Below are 22,352 nucleotides of genomic sequence, written 5' to 3'. Positions count from 1 at the left end.
GGCGGTTCAATCCAGGGTGCGGCGGTAGAACTTCACGGCGGCGGTCATGACGACCACGGTAAACACCAGCAGCGGCCAGATGCTGGGCCACAAGTCCCACCAGCCGTTGCCTTTGAGCAGGATGCCGCGGATCAGGCGGTTGAAGTGGGTCAGCGGCAGCAGGTTGCCAAGGTATTGCGCCCACATCGGCATGCCCTGGAACGGGAACATGAAGCCGGACAGCAGCATGTTGGGCAGGAAATAGAACATGGTCAGCTGCATGGCCTGCAACTGGTTCTGCGCCAGCGACGACAGGGTGATGCCCACGGTCAGGTTGGCGGCCACGAACACCAGCGCAGACAGGTACACGGCCAACAGCGACCCCTGGAACGGCACGTGGAAGACGAAGTGCGCGGCCAGCAGGATGATGCTGGACTGGATCAGGCCTATCGCGATGTACGGCACGATCTTGCCCGTCATCACTTCGATGGGCAGCACCGGCATCGCCAGCAGGTTTTCCATCGTGCCGCGTTCGCGCTCGCGCGTCATGGCCAGGCCGGTCATCATCACCAGCGTCATGGTCAGGATCACGCCCATCAGGCCCGGCACGGTGTTGTATTGCGAGATCTGCTCTTCGTTGTAGAGCTGGTGCACGAGCACGTCGAAGGGCGGCTGGCCGCCGGCCAGGCTGGCCAGCGGTCCGGTCAGGTCCTTGGTCGCCACGGCCTGCGACAACTGCGTGGCCGCGCCGATGGCCAGTCCGGTCGCCATGGGGTCGGTGGCGTCGGCCTCGATCAGCAGCGCGGGGCGCTCGCCGCGCAGCAGCTTGCGGCTGAAGTCCGGCGGAATGGTCAGGACGAACAGGACGCGCCCTTGCGCCAAGGCCGCGCGGCCCGCTTCTTCATTGTCCAGTTCTTCGATGATGTGGAAGTAGTCGGACGATTTCATCGCCGCGACGAAGCTGCGCGTGAACGGGCTGTGGTCGGCGGCGATGACCGCCGTCGGCATCTGCTTGGGATCCGTGTTGATGGCGTAGCCGAACAGCGCCAGCTGCATGATGGGCAGGCCCACGATCATGCCGAAGGTGATACGGTCGCGGCGCAGCTGCAGGAACTCCTTGAGCACCATGCTCCACCAGCGCGACCAGGAAAAGCCTTGCAGATGGCGCATCATGGCGGGCTCGCGAAGTTGTCGGTGGAGCGTTTCATCAGGTAGATGAAGACATCCTCCAGGCTGGTGGCTATGGGTTCCAGGGTCAGGTCCTGGCCGGCGATGGCGTCCCTGAGCGTGCGTTCCAGTTGTGCTGCGTCGCGGCCGCTGATGTGCAGCGCGGAACCGAAGGCCACGGTCTGGTCCACGCCCGGCGCGTCGCGCAGGCGCTGCGCCAGCGGCACCAGGTTGTGGCCGTGGATGGCCCAGGTGGTCAGGCCCTGCTCGGCGATGACGTCCTCGGCCGTGCCTTGCGTCAGCAACCGGCCGTAGGAGATGTAGGCCAGCTTGTGGCAGCGTTCGGCCTCGTCCATGTAGTGCGTGCTGACCAGCACCGAGATGCCGCGCGCCGCCAGTTCATGCAGCTGCTCCCAGAAGTCGCGCCGCGCGGTCGGGTCCACGCCCGCGGTGGGTTCGTCCAGCAGCAGCAGCTTCGGCTGATGCAGCAGGCAGGCTGCCAGCGCCAGGCGCTGCTTCCAGCCGCCGGACAAGGAACCCGTCAACTGGCCGGCGCGGCTTTGCAGGCCCAGGTCTTCCAGCGCGCGGTCCACCGCCGCGCGCCGTTCGGGCATGCCGTACATGCGCGCCACGAAATCCAGGTTCTCGCGGATGGTCAGGTCGTCCCAGTAGGAGAACTTCTGCGTCATGTAGCCGACGTGCCGCTTGATCTGCGCGCTGTCGCGCAGAATGTCGTAGCCCAGGCAGGTCCCGCTGCCCGAATCCGGCGTCAACAAACCGCACATCAGCCGGATGCTGGTCGTCTTGCCGCTGCCGTTGGGGCCCAGGAAGCCGAAGATCTCGCCTTCCCGCACTTGGAGCGACACGTCGTTGACGACGTGCTTGCTGCCGAAGCGCTTGTTCAGGCCGTGCACGTCGATGACGTATTGCCCGGCGGATGCTTCCTGCGTGGCGGCGGGCGCGCTCATTGCAGCACCGCTTCCACCGGCTGGCCCGGATGTAGCCGCGTGGCGGCTTCGGGCGCTGGCCGCGCCTGCACCATGTAGACCAGCTTGCTGCGGCTTTCGCGGCTGTAGATCACGGGCGGCGTGTACTCGGCCTGGGTCGATATGTAGTCGATGCGCACGGGGATGGGATCGCCGCAGCCATCGCAGCGCACCGTCGCCTGTTGCCCCACCTTCAGCGCGCCCAACGCCGTTTCCGGAACGAAGAAGCGCACCTTGATGTTGCCCGGCGGCAGCAGGCTGACGACCGGACTGCCGGCAGGCACCCATTCGCCCACGCGGTAGAGCGTGTCGAATACCAGCCCCGCGGCCGGCGCCGCCAGGCGCTTTTGCGCCAGCGTCCATTCCGCCTGGGCCAGCGCGGCGCGGGCCGCATCGACTTGGGCGGCCTGGGCGCGGCGCTGGTCGTCGCGGCCGGGCAGGCGGGCCACTTCCAGCTGGGCCTGCAACTCGCGCACGCGCGCCGCGTCCGATTGCGCCTGTTCGCGGCTGTCGTCCAGCTGCGCGCGCGCGATGCCGCCGATGCGGAACTGGTCGGTATCGCGCCGCAGTTGCGCCGCCGAGCGGCGGCTGGCCGCCTCGGCCTGCGCCAGCTGGGCGCGGCTGACGTCCACTTCGGGCGGACGCTTGCCGGTGGCGATGTCTTCTTCCTGGGCCACGGCGGCGGCCAATTGCGCGCTGGCCTGGTCGCGCGCCGCGGTTTCGCGCGTGGCTTCCAGCGCGAAGAGCGGCGCGTCGGCTTGCACCTGCTGGCCGCGCCGCACCGGCAGCTCGGCCAGCCGGCCGGCCTCGGACGACGCCACGTAGACATATTCGCCTTCGGCGTAGCCCTGGAAAAAGGCGCCGTTGTCCTTGCCGCAACCGCCCAGGGCAAGCAAGGCCAGCGCAGAGGCGGGCAGGGGGCGGCGCAAGGCGGGAGGGATGCGCATGGTCAGCGTCCTGGAGTGGCGGGAGTCGGGGCGGACGGCGAGAACAGGCCGCCGGTGAGCATGGCGATGGCGTGGGCCGCGATCGCGCGGGTGTCTATGGCCTGCGGTTGCGCAGCGTCCAGCAGGACGCGCCGCCACAGGCCGGAGGTGGCCAGCGGGAGCAGGGTCAGGCCCAGGACGGACAGAAAGACCAGCCGCGGTTCCACGTCCGGGGTGATGGCGCCCGCGCGCTGGCATTCGGCGATGAGGCCGATGAAGGCCTGCAGGCGCTCGACGGGCAGATGGCGCAGCACGCGTTCGCGCAGCTGGCCGCCTTCATTCACGACCTCGTGCAGCCACAGGGCCGGCAGCCAGGGCCGTTCGACCGCGCTTTGCACCAGCCGGCCCACGACCTCGGCGATGAAGGCGCGCGCGGCAGCGGCGGGGTCCGCTGCGGGAATCTGAGGTTGTGGCAACGGCGACCAGACGTAGCCGATGACCGGCACGATCCGCTCCTGCACGACCGCGTCGATCAACTGGTCGCGGCTCTTGAAGTAGTAATGCACCATCGCCGTGGTGACGCCGGCGCGTTGCGCAATGTGCGTGAGCGTGGTGGCCGCCACGCCCTGGGCCGCGAACAGGCCGGTGGCGGTGTCCAGCAGGTTGGCGCGGGCGGCGGCATTGTCGGGTCGCGGCGGGCGGCCCGGCCGGCGGGAGGGGGTAGAGGGAGCGGAACGCATGCCGCGTATGTTAATTAAATTATTAATTAATTAAAAGAGGGGCGCGCTTCAGGGTTACACACCGGATGCGCGGGCTTAGATGGTGTAATGGGCCGGTACCCCATCCCGCCATCCGGGTTGTGTGCGCCAGGCCCGGGCGGCTTTCTTGCAGGAGGCTGGACCGTCATGCCCCAATCGTCTTCCATCAACCGCCGCATCGTGCTTGCCGCGCGCCCGCAAGGCGAGCCGGCAGACCGCGATTTCCGCCTGGAAACCGGCGAGGTGCCGCAGCCCGGCCCCGGCCAGGTGCTGTTGCGCACCGTGTACCTGTCGCTCGATCCCTATATGCGCGGCCGCATGAGCGACGCGCCGTCCTATGCCGAACCGGTGCAGGTCGGCGGCGTCATGGTAGGCGGCACGGTGACGCGGGTCGAAGCCTCCAACCATCCCGACTACCGCCCAGGGGAGTGGGTGCTGGCGCAATCCGGCTGGCAGGACTACGCCCTGTCCGATGGCGCCGGCCTGCTGCGGCTGGGTCCCAATCCCGAACACCCGTCCTATTCGCTGGGCGTGCTGGGCATGCCCGGCTTCACCGGCTACATGGGCTTGCTGGACATCGGCCAGCCCAAGGCGGGCGAGACCGTGGTGGTGGCCGCGGCCAGCGGCGCGGTGGGGGCGGTGGTCGGCCAGATCGCCAAGATCCATGGCTGCAAGGTGGTCGGCATCGCGGGCGGCGCGGACAAGTGCAGCTACGCAGTCCAGGAACTGGGCTTTGACGACTGCCTGGACCACAAGGCGCCCGACCTGCCGGGCCGCCTGGCGCGCGCCGTGCCGCAGGGCATCGACGTGTATTTCGAGAACGTCGGCGGCGCGGTCTTCGACGCGGTGCTGCCGCTCTTGAATCCGCGCGCGCGGATACCGGTCTGCGGCCTGATTTCGGCCTACAACGCCACCAGCCAGCCGCAAGGGCCGGACCGCCTGGGCCTGCTGATGCGCACCATCCTCACCAAGCGCCTCAAGATGCAGGGCTTCATTATCTTCAACGAATACGCGCACCGCTACGGCGAATTCCGCGAGGCGATGGAAGGCTTGATCAAGCAAGGCCGCATCAAGTATCGCGAGGACGTGGTCGATGGGCTGGAGAACGCGCCGCGCGGCCTGATCGGGCTGCTCAGGGGTGAAAACGCCGGCAAGCGCATTGTGCGCGTCGGCCCGGACGAAAGGAGCGCCACATGAACATCCTGATCGTGCTGACTTCCCACGACACGCTGGGCAACACCGGCCGCAAGACCGGATTCTGGCTGGAAGAATTCGCTGCGCCGTACTACGCCTTCGTCGACGCGGGCGCCAAGGTCACGCTGGCTTCGCCCGCAGGCGGCCAGCCGCCGCTGGACCCCAAGAGCGACGACCCCGACGCCCAGACCGACGACACGCGGCGCTTTCGCCAGGACAAGGACGCGCAGCGGCAACTGGCCGCCACCTTGCGGCTGGCGCAGGTGCAGGCGGCCGACTACGACGCCGTGTTCTACCCGGGCGGCCACGGCCCCTTGTGGGATCTGGCGGAAGATCCCAATTCGGTCTCGCTGATCGAGACCATGCTGGCGGCGGGCAAGCCCGTTGCGGCCGTATGCCATGCGCCCGGCGTGCTGCGCCACGCCAAGACGGCCGACGGCAAGCCGCTGGTGCAGGGCAGGCAGGTCACTGGCTTTTCCAATGCCGAAGAGGCGGCCGTGCAGTTGAGCGACGTGGTGCCTTTCCTGGTCGAGGACGAGCTGAAGCAGTTGGGCGGGCAGTACACCAGCGGCCCGGACTGGCAGCCGCACGTGGTCGGCGATGGCTTGCTGGTCACGGGCCAGAATCCTGCATCTTCCGTCGGCGTGGCGCAGGCGCTGCTGGACAGGTTGAAGGATTGAGCGCTGGCGGGCCGGACCCGGTTTCCGCGGGATGCGGGGGCGGGTCCGGCTCTGCTTTGCCCTGGCGCGCGGCATCTGATCGGCAAGGATTGCTGCGCAATGTGTCAGAATCGCGACCTTTTGCTACAGCGCAAAGCGGCAAGAGCCCATTGCGCGCGATGACCGATGCCTCCAGACGTACCCGAATATCCCGCTGGCTCCTGCGTGGCGGCCTTGTTTGCCGCCATGCGGGCGCGCGACCCGGCCACCGGCCGCCATTCCGAAAGAGTTGTTGCGCTGAGCGTGGCGCTGGCCCGGGCCTGCGGCCTGCCGGAATCCGAACAGGAGGCGGTCGCGGTCGCTGCCCGCCTGCATGACATCGGCAAGATCGGCACGCCGGATCGTGTGCTGTATTCGCCGAAGCGGCTGGACAAGGACGATTGGGAAATCATGAAGGCGCACGCCGCAGTGGGCGCCGACATCATCATGCACAGCGACATTCCGCAACGCGAGCTGATCGCGCGGGCGGTGCGCCATCATCACGAACACTTCGACGGTTCGGGCTATCCCGCAGGACTGGCGGGCGAGGACATTCCGCTGCATTCGCGCATCATTTCGCTGGCAGATTCCTACGACGCCCTGGGCGATGCGCGTCCCTACCATCCTGCGCGCACGCATGCGGAGATCATGCGCATCCTGAACCAGGAAGCCGGCGCCAAATGCGACCCGGCCCTGTTGCGCACGTTCGAAGCGATGATCGCGAAGAGCCCCCTAAGGGTTCCGTAGCGCAGATCCCGTCAGCATCGCCGACGGGTCGGGCACTCCGGATGGGCGGTCACTTCAAGCGGTAATTCGCTGCCACCACCGCCAATTCCTGCAGCGTGCGCTGCTGCCACGCGGCATCATGCCCCAGCTCTTCGGCCAGGATGCGAGCCACTTCGGGCGCCGCCAGCATCGCGGCCTCGCTGTCCAGGAACAAGGCGCGGTTGCGCCGCGCCAGCACGTCCTCGGCGCTGCGCGCGAGTTCGTACCGTGCGGCGAAACGCACGTGCGCCTCCGACAAGCCGCTGCTCCTGACCAGCATGCGGTCCGCGCCGGGCAGCGCCTTCAGGGCCGGCAGGTCGCTGCCGTAGTAGCTGTCCGGCGTGCCGGCATGCTCCTGCGACGGCGCCAGGCCCGCCGCGCCATGCAGCGGCAGCGATTCCGTGCGGCAGGTGGCCTGCGTCAGCAGCTGGTGCTGGATGGCCGTGTCGACCACGTCCTGCGCCATGCGGCGGTAGGTGGTCCACTTGCCGCCGGTGACGGTCACCAGCCCGGCCTTGGACACCAGGATGGTGTGCTCGCGCGACAAGGACTTGGTGGAGGCTTCGCCCGTGGCCTTGACCAGCGGACGCAGCCCGGCCCAGACGCTGGTGACGTCGTCGCGCGTGGGCTTGCGGCTGAGATAGCGCGCCGCGGTGCTGAGGATGAAATCCACATCCTGCGCGCCCGCCTGCGGATCCAGCGGCAGATCGTCGCGCGGCGTATCGGTGGTGCCGACGATGGTGTGGCCGTTCCATGGCACCACGAACAGCACGCGGCCGTCGTCGGTCTTGGGGATCAGGATGGCGCGCTTGCCCGGCAGGAAATCCTGCGGCAAGGTCAGGTGCACACCCTGGCTGGGTGCCACCATGGTCTGCGCGTTCTTGTCTTCCATGCGCCGTACCGCGTCCACCCACACGCCGGTGGCATTGACCACGCAGCGCGCGCGCAACGTGAAGCTGGCGCCGCCGATCGCGTCCTGCACCGTTACGCCGTCGACCTTGCCGCCCGTCATGGTCAGGCCGGTGGCGCGCATGTAGTTCACCGCGGTGCCGCCCAGGTCGAACAGCGTGCGCATCAGGCTTACGGCCAGGCGGGCGTCGTCGAACTGGCCGTCGTAGTACAGCACGCCGCCCTTGAGATTCTTGCCCTGCACGTTCTCGGCCAGCGTCGGCGCATTGGCCAGCGTGTCGCGGCGCGACAGCCAGCGGCTGGGCGACAGGTTCAGCTTGCCGGCCAGCATGTCGTACATCTTCAGGCCGATGCCGTAGAAGGGCTGGTCGAACAGGTTGTAGGCTGGCACCACGAAGCCCAGCGGCCACACCAGGTGCGGCGCGTTGCGGTTGAGCAGGCCGCGTTCATGCAGCGCTTCGCGCACCAGGCTGACGTTGCCCTGCGCCAGATAGCGCACGCCGCCGTGCACCAGCTTGGTGGCCTTGCTGGACGTGCCCTTGGCGAAGTCCGCGCCTTCGATCAGCAGGGTGCGATAGCCGCGCGAAGCGGCATCGACCGCCGTGCCCAGGCCGGTGGCGCCGCCGCCGATGACGATCACGTCCCAGGAGTGCGTGTTGTCCAGCGTGTTCAGGAGGCGGTTGCGGTCGGGCGGGGCGACGGGGGCTAGGGGTTGGTTCATGGGATTCAAGGTGTTTGCTTCAAGGTATTCGGGGCGGCCGCCACGTCGCAGCGCACGCCGGCGTCCAGCAGGACTTGCGCCAGCGGCTCTTGCGGATGCGCGTCGGTGAAGAAGCGGTCGATTTGCGAGATGTGCGCCAGTTCCACCATGGCCTGGCGCTTGAATTTGCTGCTGTCGGCGGCGAGCCAGACTTCGCGCGACTGTTCGATGATGGTCCGCGCCACGCGCACTTCGCGGAAGTCGTAATCGCGCAGCGTGCCGTCGGCCTCGATGCCGGAGATGCCGATCAGGCCGATGTCGACCTTGAACTGGCGGATGAAGTCCATGGTGGCTTCGCCGACGATGCCGCGGTCGCGCGAACGCACCACGCCGCCGGCCACGATGACTTCGCAGTCCGGGTTGTCCGAGAGAATGTCGGCCACGTGCAGGTTGTTGGTGATGACGCGCAGGCCGCGATGGCGCAGCAGGGCGCGCGCAATGGCTTCGGTGGTGGTGCCGATGTTCAGGATCAGCGAACAGCCGTCGGGCACGGCGCGGGCCACGGCCTCGGCGATGCGCTGCTTGCCGGCGGCGTGCAGGCCCTGGCGCTTGCGGTAGGCGATGTTCTCGATGGTGGACGCTTCGATGCGCACGCCGCCATGGAAGCGCGACAGCAGGCCCGCTTCGGAAAGAATATTGACGTCGCGCCGCACGGTCTGCAGCGTGACGTCAAAGCGTTTGGCGAGTTCCTCGATCGAGGCCGAGCCTTGGGCCCGCACCATTTCGATCAGGGCGCTCTGTCTGGGATTCAGTGTCATGTTCGTATAGTAAAACAACAAAAGCGAAAAATAATGACGCGCCGCAAGATTGTTTTTTGTTCGCTTCTTGAGTAAAACGCACAATAAACGAAAGCTATCTGAAAGAGTATGCTCATCCTGTTGTTCGCTTGAATGCAGGCCGAGACCGCTGTACCGAATACCGAAGTCCGCCGTAAAAACAGGGACGTATAAGTAGGTAGAGGAGACCAGATGCAGCTGAACTTGGACAGGGTAGGTTTGCGGGCCGGCTCGCAGACGCACCTGTATCCCATGAGCCTGGCCCCCGTCGAGGGCGCCATGACGGTATTGCTGGGGGCCACCCTGGCGGGCAAGACCTCGCTGATGCGCATCATGGCCGGGCTGGACCGGCCCACCGAGGGCCGCGTACTGGTCGACGGCGCCGACGTGACCGGCGTGCCGGTGCGCCAGCGCAACGTCGCCATGGTCTACCAGCAGTTCATCAATTACCCGTCCATGTCGGTCTACGACAACATCGCTTCGCCGCTCAAGCTGCGCGGGGCGGCGGACATCAGCGAAAAAGTCCGCGCCATGGCGGCGCGGCTGCACATCGACCACCTGCTGGAGCGCTACCCCTCGGAGCTGTCCGGCGGGCAGCAGCAGCGAGTGGCGCTGGCCCGGGCGCTGGCCAAGGACGCGCCGCTGATCCTGCTGGACGAGCCCCTGGTCAACCTGGACTACAAGCTGCGCGAGGAACTGCGCGACGAACTTTCCGAATTGTTCGCCGAAGGGCGCTCCACGGTGGTCTATGCCACGACCGAGCCGGGCGAGGCCCTGTTGCTGGGTGGCCACACCGCGGTGCTGGATGCGGGCGAATTGCTGCAATACGGCCCCACGGCCGAGGTCTTCCATCGCCCCAATTCCATCCGCGTGGCCCGCGCCTTCAGCGACCCGCCCATGAATCTGTTCTCCGCGCGCCGTACGGGGTCGGGCTTCGTGCTGCAGGGAGACCTGGCGGTGGAGCGGGCGCTGCCGCAAGGCGCCGATGCGGAGATCACCGCCGGCCTGCGCGCCGGCGCTCTCGATGTCGAGCCGCGACCCGGCCACATCGCGCTGCCCGGGGTGGTGAAGCTGGCCGAGATCTCCGGATCCGACACCTTCGTGCATGCGCAGACGGCGGCGGGCGACGTGGTGGCGCAACTGCCCGGGGTCCACCGCTACACGCTGGACCACCGCGTACAGTTCTATTTCGACCCGGCGCAGACCTATGCCTTCGGCGCGGGCGGCGCGCTGCTGGCGGCGCCGCGGCAGCCGGCGGGCGCTGGGGAGACGGCCTGATGGCGCAGATCGAGCTGGACCTGTCCCATTCCTACGTGGCGGACCCCAAGACCGACGAGGACTACGCACTGCTGCCGCTTTCGTTCACCTTCAAGGACGGCGGGGCCTACGCCTTGCTGGGTCCGTCCGGCTGCGGCAAGACCACGCTGCTCAATTGCGTGTCGGGCCTGCTGCGGCCGTCGCACGGGCGCATCCTGTTCGATGGCCAGGACGTCACGGACAAGACGCCGCAGGCGCGCAACATCGCCCAGGTGTTCCAGTTCCCGGTGGTGTACGACACCATGACCGTGGCCGAGAACCTGGCGTTTCCGCTGCGCAACCGCGGCATGGCGCCCAAGCTCATCGGCGAGCGGGTCGGGCGCATCGCCGAGATGCTGGAGATGTCGCATGTGCTGGACCGGCGCGCCAGCGGCCTGACCGCCGACGCCAAGCAGAAGATCTCGCTGGGGCGCGGACTGGTGCGCAGCGACGTGTCGGCCATCCTGTTCGACGAGCCGCTGACCGTGATTGATCCGCAGCTCAAATGGGAGCTGCGCCGCAAGCTCAAGGAAATCCACCACGAGTTCAAGCTGACGCTGATCTACGTGACGCACGACCAGACCGAGGCGCTGACCTTTGCCGACGAGGTCATGGTGATGGCGCGCGGCAGGGCGGTGCAGGTCGGGACCGCGGATGACCTGTTCCAGCGGCCGGCACATACCTTCGTGGGCCATTTCATCGGCTCGCCGGGCATGAACTTCCTGCCGGCGCAATGGCGCGACGGCGGCCTGGAGGTGGGCAAGAGCCGCGTCGCCGGGGTGCCGGCGGAGATGGCGGCAAAGCTGGACGGCGCGGGCCCCGTGAAGCTGGGCGTGCGTCCGGAGTACTTGCGCATTACCGAGCCGGGCGCGCCCGGCGCCCTGGCCATGCGCGTGGAGCGGGTGCAGGACGTGGGCACCTACACGCTGCTGGTGGCGGACTTCGAAGGCACGCCGGTGCGCGCCCGGCTGGCCAGCAACATCGTCCCGGCCGCGGCTGGCGGCACGGTCTGGTTGTCGGCGCTGAATCCGCACACCTGCTTTTACCGCGACGAGGAGCTGATCCGATGAAACCCATAGATCACCGGGCCTGGTTCCTGGTCCTGCCCGTGGTGCTGTGCGTGGCGTTCTCGGCCATCCTGCCGCTGATGACCATCGTCAACTATTCGGTGCAGGACATCATCTCGCCCGAGCGCCGCGTCTTCGTCGGCACCGAGTGGTACGCCGCCGTGCTGCAGGATGAAGAACTGCATGGCGCGCTGTTCCGCCAGATCGGCTTTTCGCTGGCCGTGCTGGCCATCGAGATCCCGCTGGGCATCCTGCTGGCACTGTCCATGCCGGCCAGCGGCTGGCGCGCTTCCGCGGTGCTGGTCATCATCGCGCTGTCGCTGCTGATTCCCTGGAACGTGGTGGGCACCATCTGGCAGGTGTTCGGGCGCACCGACATCGGCCTGCTGGGCGCCACGCTGTCCTGGCTGGGCGTGGACTACAACTACACCGGCAACGACGTCGACGCCTGGGTCACGGTGCTGGTCATGGACGTGTGGCACTGGACGCCGCTGGTGGCGCTGCTGTGCTACGCGGGCTTGCGCGCGATACCCGACGCCTACTACCAGGCCGCCCGCATCGACGGCGCGTCGCGCCTGGCGGTGTTCCGCTACATCCAGCTGCCCAAGATGCGGGGCGTGCTCATGATCGCGGTGCTGCTGCGCTTCATGGACAGCTTCATGATCTACACCGAGCCGTTCGTGCTGACGGGCGGCGGGCCGGGCAACGCCACGACCTTCCTGTCGCAGTACCTGACGCAGAAGGCGGTGGGCCAGTTCGACCTGGGGCCGGCGGCCGCGTTCTCCATCATCTATTTCCTCATCATCCTGCTCTTGTGCTTCATCCTCTACAACTGGATGCAACGCGCCGGCACCACCGGCGGCTTTGACGAGGAGCGCTCAAATGCGTGAGAAAAATTCCCGCTGGCGCGGCGTCTTCCTGACCCTGTACCTGGTCTTCGCCATCCTGCCGCTGTATTGGATGCTGAACATGTCGTTCAAGACCAATACCGAAATCGTCAGCACCCTGACGCTGTGGCCGCGCGACTTCACCTTCGAGCACTACCGCACCATCTTCACCGACCCGGCCTGGTACTCGGGCTACATCAACTCGCTGATCTACGTGGTCATCAACACGGTGATCTCGCTGGCCGTGGCGCTGCCGGCCGCCTACGCCTTTTCGCGCTACCGCTTCATTGGCGACAAGCATGTGTTCTTCTGGCTGCTGACCAATCGCATGACGCCGCCCGCGGTGTTCCTGCTGCCGTTCTTCCAGCTCTATAGCTCCTTCGGCCTGATGGACACGCACCTGGCCGTGGCGCTTGCGCACCTGGTGTTCAACGTGCCGCTGGCGGTCTGGATCCTGGAGGGCTTCATGTCCGGCGTGCCGCGCGAGATCGACGAGACCGCCTACGTCGACGGTTATTCCTTCCCGCGCTTTTTCCTGACGATCTTCCTGCCGTTGATCAAATCGGGCGTGGGCGTGGCGGCGTTCTTCTGCTTCATGTTCAGCTGGGTGGAGCTGCTGCTGGCGCGCACGCTGACCTCGGTCAACGCCAAGCCCATCGTCGCCACCATGACCCGTACCGTATCGGCCTCCGGCATGGACTGGGGCGTGCTTGCTGCGGCGGGGGTGCTGACCATCGTGCCGGGCGGCATCGTCATCTGGTTCGTGCGGCATTACATCGCGAAGGGCTTCGCGATGGGCCGGGTGTAGAGGCAAGGAGGGCGCGCTCATGTTCAGCTGGATGGTATGGACCACTCCCGTCGCCGTGTTCTTTTCCTGCATCGTGCTGATGCTGGTAGGCATGACGGTATGGGAACTGAAATCGCCCACGGCCGAGCGCAAGGGCTTCCTGCCCCTGCGCACCACGCGCGGCGACCGCCTCTTCATCGGCCTGATGGCTGCGGCCTGGCTCAACCTGGCGTTCCTGGGGTTCGGCCAGAAGGCAGCGGAATGGTTTTCGCTGGACGAGCCGCCATCGGTGTGGATCAGCTTCATCGCGTCCATGCTGCTGCTGGCTTTCGTCATGAGGAAAGGTTGAAGAGGGGCGCCAGACCCCTCGCGTATTCAAGCGGTTGGTAAGGACTATCGGCCAGCGTCTTCCCCGGCCAGCGGTCCGCAGCAAACGATGGGGAAGACTTATCGAGGAGACAGGTCATGAAATTGCGCATGCACGCCATGGCAGCCGCCATCGCACTGATCGGGACGTCGGCGGCCTGGGCTGGCGAACCGGAAGCGAAGAAGTGGGTCGATTCGGAGTTCCAGCCTTCATCGCTGTCCAAGGACCAGCAAATGGCCGAGATGAAGTGGTTCATCGAGGCCGCCGCCAAGCTCAAGGCTAAGGGAGTGAATGAAATCAGCGTGGTGTCCGAAACCATCACCACGCACGAATACGAGTCCAAGACGCTGGCCAAGGCTTTTTCCGAGATCACCGGCATCAAGGTCAACCACGACCTGATCCAGGAAGGCGACGTGGTCGAGAAGCTGCAGACCTCGATGCAGTCGGGCAAGTCCATCTACGACGGCTGGATCTCCGATTCCGACCTGATCGGCACGCACTACCGCTACGGCGCCATCCTGCCGCTGTCCGACTACATGGCGGGCGCGGGCAAGGAATGGACCAACCCCAACCTGGACCTGAAGGACTTCATCGGCACCAAGTTCACCACCGCGCCCGACGGCAAGCTCTATCAGCTGCCCGACCAGCAGTTCGCCAACGTCTACTGGTTCCGGGCCGACTGGTTCGCGCGCCAGGACCTGAAGGACAAGTTCAAGGCCAAGTATGGCTACGAGCTGGGCGTGCCCACCAATTGGTCCGCCTATGAGGACATCGCCGACTTCTTCTCCAACGACGTCAAGGAACTGGACGGCAAGAAGGTCTATGGCCACATGGACTACGGCAAGAAGGACCCGTCGCTGGGCTGGCGCTTCACCGACGCTTGGCTCTCCATGGCCGGCGCCGCGGACAAGGGCCTGCCCAACGGCATGCCGGTGGACGAGTGGGGCATCCGCGTGGCGGACGACAAGTGCACCCCGGTCGGCGCGTCGGTCGCGCGCGGCGGCGCCACCAACAGTCCGGCTGCGGTCTATGCCCTGACCAAGTACGTGGACTGGATGAAGAAGTACGCGCCGCAGCAGGCCATGGGCATGACCTTCTCGGAATCCGGTCCGGTGCCTGCCCAGGGCCAGATCGCCCAGCAGATCTTCTGGTACACGGCCTTCACCGCCGACATGACCAAGAAGGGCCTGCCGGTCGTCAACGAGGACGGCACGCCGAAGTGGCGCATGGCGCCGTCGCCCTACGGCCCGTACTGGAAGGACGGCATGCAGAACGGCTACCAGGACGTGGGCTCGTGGACCTTCTTCAAGTCCACCAACCCGGACAAGATGGCCGCGGCCTGGCTGTATGCGCAGTTCGTCACGTCCAAGTCGGTGTCGCTGAAGAAGTCCATCACCGGCCTGACCTTCATCCGCGACAGCGACATCAACAGCGAGTTCTTCACCAAGAACGCGGCGAACTACGGCGGCCTGATCGAGTTCTACCGTAGCCCGGCGCGCGTGGCGTGGACGCCCACCGGCAACAACGTGCCTGACTACCCGAAGCTGGCGCAGCTGTGGTGGAAGAACGTCGCCACCGCGGTCACAGGCGAAAAGACCCCGCAGGCGGCCATGGACAACCTGGCCAATGAAATGGATCAGGTCATGGCGCGTCTGGAGCGCGCCGGCATGGCGCAGTGCGCGCCCAAGCTCAACCCCAAGAGCGACCCCAGCAAGTGGCTGTCGGACCAGCACGCGCCGTGGAAGAAGCTGGCCAACGAAAAGCCCAAGGGCGAGACGATCGCCTATGAGAAGCTGCTGGATGCGTGGAAGCAGGGCAAGGTGAGGTAAGCCGGCCGAACGCTGCGCACGGCCTGGACCCGGCATCGCGCCGGGTCCTTTTTTTGCCCGTCAGTGTATGACGCGCGCCGCCTTGCGCGCGCGCTTGACTTCATACATGCGGGCATCGGCCAGGCGTACCGCCGCTTCAGCGTCCAGGCCGCGCGGATCCAGCGCCACCACGCCGACGCTGGCGCCTTCATACGGGACGGTCGCCTCGCCGAGCTGGTAGCGGCCCACGGTGGCGGCGGTGGCGCGCTCTTCCAGGGAGCGGGCGGCTTCTTCGGCATCGCCGCGCGGCGCGTGCACGCCATGGGGGCCGTCCCCCGCTACCAAGGCAGGGCCGGGGCCGATCAGCACGAATTCGTCGCCGCCTATGCGGCCCAGCATGTCAGAGCCGCGCAGGGCCGCGGAGATCCGGCGCGATACCTCCTGCAGGAACACGTCGCCTTGCTGGTGGCCGTAGACGTCGTTGATGCCCTTGAAACCGTCCAGGTCGATCACGCCGACCAGCACGCTGCCGCCTTCGCGGATGGCGCGCGCCTGCAAGCGGTCGAGCGCCTCGTAAAGCGCGCGGCGGTTGGGCAGGCCGGTCAGGGTGTCGGTGAGCGCATATGACATGAGCTGGACGTTGGCCGCGTGCAGCTGCTCCATCAGCATTTCGCGTTCCAGGAAGCGGGCGATCACGCTGGAGAACAGTTTCAGCACCGATTCGGCCTGCGGTTCGATCTGGTGTCGCGTGGCGCTGGCGGCGCACAGGGTGCCGAACAGCACGCCGTCATCGGTGCGCACCGGCGCGCTCAGATAGGTTTGTATGCCCAGTTGCCGGGCCGCGTCGGAATCCGGCCAGCAGCTGGAGACATCGCTGGTGCACATGCGGCCTTCGTCCAGCGCGCGTTTGCACAGGGTGTCGTCCCAGGGCACGGACAGGCCTTCGGGGATTTGCAGTGTGCCGGCGTTGCGCGCGTAGCGGATGCTCTGGAGATCGGCCTTCAGGTCGATGGACGTGAGATAGGTGGATTCCAGTCCGGTCACCGCGCCCAGCATGTCCAGCAGCGGGCGCGTCAGCTGTTCGACCGACTTGGCCTCGGGCAGGGTGGTCGACAGTTCTGCAAGTATTGGATCCAGCACGGCGTCTCCAGGAAGCATGGGCATACGGGTGGGCATATGAACCTGCGGCCCGACGCTCCGTGAGGAGCGCGGGCCGCGCATGTCCGCCATTATGCACGCTGTGCCGCGGGTTGCATGTAACCCGCTCGCGGGACTACGCTGGACGTTCTACACGCGGCGGCCGGGCTCGATGCGTAGCGGCCGCCAGGGAGGCAGGCATGCATCACGCGAGCGAACTGCGCGGCCGGGTGGCCGTGGTGACAGGCGCATCTTCCGGCATAGGCCGGGCCATCGCGATCGGGCTGGCGGCCGCTGGCGCGCAGGTGGTGGTGAATCATCGCGCGGGCGGTGATTCTCAGGGGCGGGCCGCCGCCGTCGCCGAAGCGATCCAGCGGCAGGGCGGTTCGGCCGTCACCGCGGCCGCCGACATCAGCAAGGAGCCCGAGGTGGAGCACCTGTTTGCGCAGGCGCTGCAGCATTACGGGCGCCTGGACATCCTGGTCAACAACGCGGGCATAGAGCATCCCGCGCCGATTGCGGACATGACGCTGGCCGACTGGCAGCGCGTCATCGACGTGAACCTGACGGGGCAGTTCCTGTGCGCGCGCGCCGCTGCGCAGCAGTTCCAGTCACAGCCGGTCGACCCGGCGCGGCAGGGATTGGCGGCGGGCAACATCCTCTTCATCAGTTCCGTGCACGAGGTCATACCCTGGGCCTTCCAGGTGAATTACGCGGCGTCCAAGGGCGGCGTATCGATGCTGATGAAATCCCTGGCGCAGGAGCTGGCGCCGGCCCGGATACGCGTCAATTCGATTGCGCCGGGCGCCATACGCACGGCTATCAACCAGCCGGCCTGGGATACGCCGGAAAGCCTGGCCAGGCTGTTGCAGCTGATTCCCTACGGCCGCATCGGCGAACCCGAAGACGTGGCGCGGGCCGCCGTCTGGCTCGCCAGCGACGCCTCGGATTACGTCACCGGCACGACCTTGTTCGTCGACGGCGGCATGACGCTGTATCCCGAATTCCGGGGCGCGGGCTAGGCCATGTCCAAGCCCCTGGAAGACTATGGCTTGATCGGCAACATGCTGTCGGCTGCGCTGGTGGCGCGCGACGGCTCCATCGACTGGCTGTGCCTGCCGCACTTCGATTCCCCCGCCTGCTTCGCGGCGTTGCTGGGCGATGAACGGCACGGGCGCTGGCGCATTGCGCCGCACGCGCAGCGCTGCACGGTGTCGCGCCGTTATGTGCCGGATACCGCGGTGCTGGAAACGCGCTACGAAACCGGCTCGGGCACGGCGCTGCTGTACGACTTCATGCCCTTGAGCGACGACGACGAGCGCGCCGACGTGGTGCGCATCGTGCGCGGCGAATCCGGACACGTGCAGATGGACATGGAGATGGCGCTGCGCTTCAACTATGGGCAGGCCGTTCCCTGGGTGCGCCGGCGCGACTATGGCCTGAGCGCCATCGCGGGCCCCGACGCGGTCGAACTGCACACGCCGGTGGACCTGGCGGGGCACGAACTCACCACCACGGCGCGCTTCACCGTGCATCCGGGGCGGGTGGTGCCGTTTACGCTGTCCTACCACCGTTCGCACCGCACGCCGCACTTCGTGCCGGATCGCGTGGAAAGCATGGATCGCACCATTTCCTGGTGGCAGGAATGGGCCAAGCGCTGCCGCTGGGAGGGCAGCGAAGAAGGGCGCGAGGCCGTGGTGCGCTCGCTGATTACCTTGAAGCTGCTGACCTTCCAGCCCACCGGCGGCATCATTGCCGCGCCTACCACCTCGCTGCCGGAGGCCCTGGGCGGCAGCCGCAACTGGGATTACCGGCATTGCTGGCTGCGCGATTCGGCGCTGACCCTCTACGCCTTGCTCAATGCCGGCTACCGCGAGGAGGCCGAGGCCTGGCGCCAATGGCTGTTGCGCGCGGTGGCCGGGCATCCCGACCAGTTGCAGATCATGTACGGCATCGCGGGCGAACGCTGGCTGCCCGAACTGGAAATCCCCTGGCTGCCGGGCTATGAGGGCAGCCTGCCGGTGCGCCGGGGCAACGGCGCCGCCGGCCAGAGCCAGCTGGACGTCTATGGCGAACTCATCGAAACCCTGTATGCGGCGCGCGCCGCGGATCTGGCGCCGCTGGCCGAGGCCTGGCGCCTGCAGAACGTGCTGCTGGAGCCATTGAAGCGCCGTTGGCAGGACCTGGACCACGGCATCTGGGAAGTTCGCGGCGAGCGCCGCGCCTTCACCCATTCGCGCCTGATGTGCTGGGTGGCCTTCGACCGCGCGGTGCAATCCTGTGATCGCTTCGGCCTGCGCGGGCCGCGCGATGAATGGCAGCGGCTTGCCGACCGCATCCGGGCGGACATCTGCAAGCACGGCTACAACCAGGCGCGCGGCAGCTTCGTGCAGAGCTATGGATCTGATGAGCTGGATGCCAGCCTGCTGCTCATCCCCCAGGTGGGTTTCCTGCCCGCGGACGATCCGCGGGTGGCGGGGACGGTGCGCGCCATCGAGCGCGAACTGCTGCGCGATGGCTTGCTGCTGCGCTACTCCAATCAGCATGCCAGCGACGGCCTGCCGGGCGACGAAGGCGTGTTCCTGGCCTGCAGCTTCTGGCTGGCCGACGCCTACGTCATGCAGGGGCGCATCGATGACGCCGAACGCCTGTTCGAGCGGCTGCTGGCGCTGCGCAACGACCTGGGCCTGCTGGCCGAGGAATACGACGTAGGCCGGCGCCGCCTGGTGGGCAATTTCCCGCAGGGGTTCTCGCATATCGGGCTGGTCAATACCGCCTACAACCTGAGCCGGGCGAGCGGCCCGGCGCGTCAGCGCAGCGAGCAGGACGCGCCGCGGGAATAGGCCGCGCGGCGGCGTCCAGCGCCTGCCGGCGCGGTGTATTCTGGCGATCTGACGGCCGCCCCAAGTCGGGCGCCGAACCGCAGAACAGAGCAGGCCGCGCATCGGCCGCCACCGCATCCAGGAGAGACAAGCATGCTTTTGACCGACGAACAGCTCAGCGTCCAGGAAATGGCGCGCCGCTTCGCGCAGGAGCGCCTGGCGCCCAACTCGGAACGCTGGGACCGCGACCATCACTATCCCGCCGACGCCATCGCCGAAATGGCGCAGCTGGGCTTTTTCGGCATGCTGGTGCCCGAAGCCTGGGACGGCAATGACAGCGGCTATATCTCGTATGCGGTCGCGCTGGAGGAAATCGCGGCCGGCAATGGCGCCTGCTCCACCATCATGAGCGTGCACAATTCGGTGGCCTGCATGCCCATCCTGAAGTTCGGTACCGACGCGCAGAAAGAACAGTTCCTGCGTCCGCTGGCAACAGGCGAGCATATCGGCGCCTTCGCGCTGAGCGAGCCGCAGGCGGGGTCGGACGCCAGCAGCCTGCACACCCGGGCGCGCCGCGATGGCGACGACTACATCCTGAATGGCGCCAAGCAGTTCATCACGTCGGGGCGCAGCGGCCAGGTCGTGATCGTATTCGCCGTGACCGACCCGGATGCCGGCAAGCGCGGCATCTCGGCCTTCATCGTGCCCACCGACACCCCAGGCTACAAGGTGCTGCGGGTGGAAGACAAGCTCGGCCAGCATGCGTCCGACACTTGCCAGATCGCGTTCGAGGACATGCGCATTCCGGCGGCTTACCGGCTGGGCGCGGAGGGCGAAGGCTACAAGATCGCCCTGTCCAACCTGGAGGGCGGGCGCATCGGCATCGCGTCCCAGTCGGTGGGCATGGCGCGCGCGGCCTACGAGTGCGCGCGCGACTATGCGCGCGACCGGCAGGCCTTCGGCAAACCCATCATGGAGCATCAGGCGGTCGCGTTCCGGCTGGCCGACATGGCCACGCAGATCCATGCGGCGCGCCAGATGGTGCTGCATGCGGCAGCCTTGCGCGAGGCCGGCAGGCCGGCGCTGACGGAAGCGTCCATGGCCAAGCTGTTCGCCTCCGAGATGGCCGAGAAGGTCTGCTCCGCCGCCATCCAGACACTGGGCGGCTACGGCTATCTGAAGGATTTTCCGGTGGAACGCATCTATCGCGATGTGCGGGTCTGCCAGATCTATGAAGGCACCAGCGACATCCAGCGCCTGGTGATCGCCCGGGCCCTGTGAACGAAAGGCTAGGCCGGCAGGCGCCGGCCGCGCCGCGCCCACAGCGTGTAGACGACGATGTTGCCCACGATCAGCAAGGCCGCCAGTACGATCTGCGTGCCGCGGGTGATGCCTTCGGGGTAGATCAGCGCCAGTATGTAGTGTTCGATGAAGCCGCCGCCATAGCCTTGCTGGCCGGCCTGCTGGCGCAGCGAAATCTCCAGCGGCGTCAACGGGCAGATCCAGCCCATGCCTATCACCAGCGCGCCCCAGGCCAGCGCGGGCAGGTGCAGGTAGGCGATCCAGCGCTTCCATAACGCCAGCAGGCCGCCGAATACGACGAAGGCAACGAAGAGGCCGTGCACGATGAGCACCAGGTCGGCGAGCAGTCGATAGCTCATGGCCGTGTCCGCCTCAGGGCTTGAGGTCCCGCAGCAGCTTGGCCAGTTCAGGCGCGGTCATCAGCGACACGCCTTGCGACTTGGCGTATTGCAGGGCGTTGTCCGAGACCTCGCCCAGCGCAATGTAGATGGCTTCGCGCGCGCCGCGCTTCTCGCGCGCCGCCTGCAGTTCGCGCAAGGGTTCGACGCCGACGCGGGCGGCCTTCCAGCGCTTGGCGCTGACCATGGCGACATGGCCGTCCTTGCTCAGCGCGAAATCGGCGCCGGGCAATTGCAGGCGCTGCACTTCACAGCCGTCGCGGCGAAAGCCCGCTTCGACGGTTTTGGAAAATTCCGCCCAGGACATGCCGGCGGCGGCTTCGGCCACGGCCTGCACCCGCGCGCCCGAGGGCGCGCGCAATTGCTTGTAGGCCGCCATGATGGCGATGACCGCGAACGGCACCGCGGCGAACACGCCCATCGCGGCGTACTCCAGCGGCAGCGCGGCAAAGCCGGCGGCCGACAGCAGCATGGCCACGCCGGCGCTCATCCACCAGGGCGAGCGCAGCAGCACCGCAAAAATGGAGTTCTGGGACATCTTGAGTTTCATGGCGGCTCGCGGTGATGCGTGGTGTGGAGGGCTTCAGGCGTCTGCGTCGCCGGCGTCGGGGCCGCGCACGACGATGCGCACGTCGCCGCAGGTCACGATCTGGCCGGCGCGGATCTTGGCCGTCTTGCGGCTTTCGACCACGCCGCCCACGCTGACGTGGCCTTCGGCCACCAGCATCTTGCCCGCGCCGCCGCTGTCGCACACGCCGGTGGCCTTGAGCAGCTGGTTCACTTCAATATAGGGGCTGCCTTCGGCCAGCGTGAATTCGATGATGGGCATAGCGAGAGTCTGGTAGAGGTGGGGGCGGGGCGCTCAGGCTTGGCCGCCGCCGTTGGCGCCGTCCTGGGCAGGGGCGGGGGGCTCCTGCGCGGCGGGACGGTTGTTGCTGGTTTCGGCGCGAGCCATCCAGGCGATCAGGGACGAACGCATGGCTTCCTCGACCGACATCTGGATGGGCTGGACCCATTCCTGCGGCACGAACACGGTATAGCCGCCGATCATGTAGCCCATCGGCAGGTATACGGCCACGCGCTCGCCCTGGGTGAACCCTTCGGGCAAGCCTTCCATGTTGCGGCGGGTGACCAGACCGACCAGTTCCAGCTGCTGGCCCGGCACGCGCAGGATCACGACCTGCTGGGCGGTGTTCTTGGAACTGGGCGAAAAATAGTCCGCGAAGCTCTTGAGCGACGAATAGATGCTCTTGACCACCGGCAGGTTGGTGAACGGCATTTCCAGCAGCACCAGCACGCGCTGCACGCGTTCCTTGGACACCAGGTAGCCGATGGCCAGGATGCCGAGGATGCCCAGCGCCAGGCCCATGCCCGGCACATAGAACCCGCCGATGAAGGGGCGCAGGAAGGTCAGCGCCACGGCTTCGGTCCACGCCAGGAAGATATAGAGCAGGTAGATCGTCAGGGCCAGCGGCAGGACGGTGATCAGGCCGCGGAAGAAGTATTTATAGAGGCGAGTCATAGACATAGGCAAATAAATCAGGGTCGGATTACGCGGCAAAG

At 66.9% G+C, this 22,352-nt stretch carries 23 protein-coding genes; 12 read left to right on the top strand and 11 right to left on the bottom strand.

The annotated features are described in order from the left end of the window. Positions 1-6 precede the first annotated feature (6 nt). From AC1RHV_RS04675 to AC1RHV_RS04660, 4 genes are read right to left on the bottom strand one after another with little or no spacing between them, the layout of a single operon-like run. On the bottom strand, positions 7-1,152 hold the full coding sequence (locus AC1RHV_RS04675) for an ABC transporter permease (RefSeq protein WP_054453857.1): 1,146 nt from the start codon (positions 1,150-1,152) through the stop codon (positions 7-9). After that, positions 1,149-2,114 carry an ABC transporter ATP-binding protein gene (locus tag AC1RHV_RS04670; RefSeq protein ID WP_306651452.1) on the bottom strand — a complete coding sequence of 322 codons (966 nt, stop codon included), beginning with the start codon at positions 2,112-2,114 and terminating at the stop codon, positions 1,149-1,151. The genes AC1RHV_RS04675 and AC1RHV_RS04670 overlap by 4 nt, the downstream gene beginning before the upstream one ends. Then, positions 2,111-3,079 (bottom strand): HlyD family secretion protein, encoded by a 969-nt coding sequence (locus AC1RHV_RS04665; protein WP_175213471.1) that lies wholly within the window; start codon positions 3,077-3,079, stop codon positions 2,111-2,113. The genes AC1RHV_RS04670 and AC1RHV_RS04665 overlap by 4 nt, the downstream gene beginning before the upstream one ends. Before the next feature lie 2 nt (positions 3,080-3,081). Beyond that, the gene (locus AC1RHV_RS04660) at positions 3,082-3,798 is read right to left on the bottom strand and encodes a TetR/AcrR family transcriptional regulator (RefSeq protein ID WP_054453865.1); all 717 of its coding nucleotides are present in this window, start codon (positions 3,796-3,798) and stop codon (positions 3,082-3,084) included. 165 nt (positions 3,799-3,963) lie between these two features. Here AC1RHV_RS04660 and curA point away from each other — a divergent pair, with 165 nt between their 5' ends. From curA to AC1RHV_RS04645, 3 genes are all read left to right on the top strand, one after another. After that, positions 3,964-5,013 carry an NADPH-dependent curcumin/dihydrocurcumin reductase gene (gene curA / locus AC1RHV_RS04655; RefSeq protein ID WP_192491936.1) on the top strand — a complete coding sequence of 350 codons (1,050 nt, stop codon included), beginning with the start codon at positions 3,964-3,966 and terminating at the stop codon, positions 5,011-5,013. Then, positions 5,010-5,690, top strand: coding sequence for a type 1 glutamine amidotransferase domain-containing protein (locus AC1RHV_RS04650; protein WP_460361306.1), 681 nt, complete (start codon positions 5,010-5,012; stop codon positions 5,688-5,690). The genes curA and AC1RHV_RS04650 overlap by 4 nt, the downstream gene beginning before the upstream one ends. Before the next feature lie 165 nt (positions 5,691-5,855). Beyond that, entirely contained in the window at positions 5,856-6,455 is a 600-nt protein-coding gene (locus AC1RHV_RS04645) for an HD-GYP domain-containing protein (protein WP_054453873.1), read from the top strand. Between the two features lie 49 nt (positions 6,456-6,504). Here the strand turns inward: AC1RHV_RS04645 and AC1RHV_RS04640 are convergent, their stop codons facing one another. After that, entirely contained in the window at positions 6,505-8,103 is a 1,599-nt protein-coding gene (locus tag AC1RHV_RS04640; protein ID WP_054454808.1) for a glycerol-3-phosphate dehydrogenase/oxidase, read from the bottom strand. Between the two features lie 5 nt (positions 8,104-8,108). Further along, positions 8,109-8,900 carry a DeoR/GlpR family DNA-binding transcription regulator gene (locus AC1RHV_RS04635; RefSeq protein WP_013394120.1) on the bottom strand — a complete coding sequence of 264 codons (792 nt, stop codon included), beginning with the start codon at positions 8,898-8,900 and terminating at the stop codon, positions 8,109-8,111. 210 nt (positions 8,901-9,110) lie between these two features. On the opposite strand from AC1RHV_RS04635, the gene AC1RHV_RS04630 reads away from it, so the two are divergent. The 6 genes from AC1RHV_RS04630 to AC1RHV_RS04605 all read left to right on the top strand — a co-directional run bounded on the left by AC1RHV_RS04630 (position 9,111) and on the right by AC1RHV_RS04605 (position 15,151). Then, on the top strand, positions 9,111-10,196 hold the full coding sequence (locus tag AC1RHV_RS04630; protein WP_175213469.1) for an ABC transporter ATP-binding protein: 1,086 nt from the start codon (positions 9,111-9,113) through the stop codon (positions 10,194-10,196). Next, the gene (locus AC1RHV_RS04625) at positions 10,196-11,284 is read left to right on the top strand and encodes an ABC transporter ATP-binding protein (RefSeq protein ID WP_054453877.1); all 1,089 of its coding nucleotides are present in this window, start codon (positions 10,196-10,198) and stop codon (positions 11,282-11,284) included. Before AC1RHV_RS04630 ends, AC1RHV_RS04625 begins: the two co-directional genes overlap by 1 nt. Further along, positions 11,281-12,171: a carbohydrate ABC transporter permease gene (locus tag AC1RHV_RS04620; protein ID WP_054453879.1), complete on the top strand. Its 891-nt coding sequence runs from the start codon at positions 11,281-11,283 to the stop codon at positions 12,169-12,171. Before AC1RHV_RS04625 ends, AC1RHV_RS04620 begins: the two co-directional genes overlap by 4 nt. Next, positions 12,164-12,976, top strand: coding sequence for a carbohydrate ABC transporter permease (locus AC1RHV_RS04615; protein WP_054453881.1), 813 nt, complete (start codon positions 12,164-12,166; stop codon positions 12,974-12,976). Before AC1RHV_RS04620 ends, AC1RHV_RS04615 begins: the two co-directional genes overlap by 8 nt. Positions 12,977-12,995: 19 nt before the next feature. Further along, on the top strand, positions 12,996-13,304 hold the full coding sequence (locus AC1RHV_RS04610; RefSeq protein WP_054453883.1) for a DUF2160 domain-containing protein: 309 nt from the start codon (positions 12,996-12,998) through the stop codon (positions 13,302-13,304). 116 nt (positions 13,305-13,420) lie between these two features. Next, a complete protein-coding gene (locus AC1RHV_RS04605) occupies positions 13,421-15,151 on the top strand; it encodes an ABC transporter substrate-binding protein (protein WP_492299846.1) in 1,731 nt (576 codons plus the stop codon). A 60-nt stretch (positions 15,152-15,211) separates the two neighbouring features. Here the strand turns inward: AC1RHV_RS04605 and AC1RHV_RS04600 are convergent, their stop codons facing one another. Next, on the bottom strand, positions 15,212-16,306 hold the full coding sequence (locus AC1RHV_RS04600) for a sensor domain-containing diguanylate cyclase (RefSeq protein WP_082400964.1): 1,095 nt from the start codon (positions 16,304-16,306) through the stop codon (positions 15,212-15,214). Between the two features lie 161 nt (positions 16,307-16,467). Here AC1RHV_RS04600 and AC1RHV_RS04595 point away from each other — a divergent pair, with 161 nt between their 5' ends. The 3 genes from AC1RHV_RS04595 (at position 16,468) to AC1RHV_RS04585 (ending at position 20,370) form a co-directional block, all read left to right on the top strand. Further along, the gene (locus AC1RHV_RS04595) at positions 16,468-17,289 is read left to right on the top strand and encodes a glucose 1-dehydrogenase (RefSeq protein WP_125473590.1); all 822 of its coding nucleotides are present in this window, start codon (positions 16,468-16,470) and stop codon (positions 17,287-17,289) included. Between the two features lie 3 nt (positions 17,290-17,292). Continuing rightward, positions 17,293-19,110 carry a glycoside hydrolase family 15 protein gene (locus AC1RHV_RS04590; protein ID WP_054453891.1) on the top strand — a complete coding sequence of 606 codons (1,818 nt, stop codon included), beginning with the start codon at positions 17,293-17,295 and terminating at the stop codon, positions 19,108-19,110. 132 nt (positions 19,111-19,242) lie between these two features. After that, positions 19,243-20,370: an acyl-CoA dehydrogenase family protein gene (locus AC1RHV_RS04585; protein ID WP_492299843.1), complete on the top strand. Its 1,128-nt coding sequence runs from the start codon at positions 19,243-19,245 to the stop codon at positions 20,368-20,370. A gap of 8 nt (positions 20,371-20,378) precedes the next feature. On the opposite strand, the gene AC1RHV_RS04580 is transcribed toward AC1RHV_RS04585, so the two are convergent. Genes AC1RHV_RS04580 through AC1RHV_RS04565 form a run of 4 tightly spaced genes read right to left on the bottom strand, consistent with a single transcriptional unit; the run spans position 20,379 to position 22,311 of the window. Continuing rightward, positions 20,379-20,750: a DUF2784 domain-containing protein gene (locus tag AC1RHV_RS04580; RefSeq protein ID WP_054453896.1), complete on the bottom strand. Its 372-nt coding sequence runs from the start codon at positions 20,748-20,750 to the stop codon at positions 20,379-20,381. Positions 20,751-20,763: 13 nt separating this feature from the next. Continuing rightward, positions 20,764-21,339 (bottom strand): restriction endonuclease, encoded by a 576-nt coding sequence (locus AC1RHV_RS04575; RefSeq protein ID WP_492299841.1) that lies wholly within the window; start codon positions 21,337-21,339, stop codon positions 20,764-20,766. Between the two features lie 33 nt (positions 21,340-21,372). After that, complete coding sequence (locus AC1RHV_RS04570; protein ID WP_125473305.1) at positions 21,373-21,618, bottom strand: RNA-binding S4 domain-containing protein; 246 nt, start codon at positions 21,616-21,618, stop codon at positions 21,373-21,375. A 33-nt stretch (positions 21,619-21,651) separates the two neighbouring features. Next, positions 21,652-22,311, bottom strand: coding sequence for a DUF502 domain-containing protein (locus AC1RHV_RS04565; protein ID WP_119449644.1), 660 nt, complete (start codon positions 22,309-22,311; stop codon positions 21,652-21,654). Between the last annotated feature and the right edge of the window lie 41 nt (positions 22,312-22,352).

It is taken from the genome of Achromobacter sp. GW823-FHT04E03 (assembly GCF_058796095.1).
The sequence above is the reverse complement of the archived record's forward strand: the minus strand, read 5'-3'. Positions and strand labels throughout refer to the sequence as shown.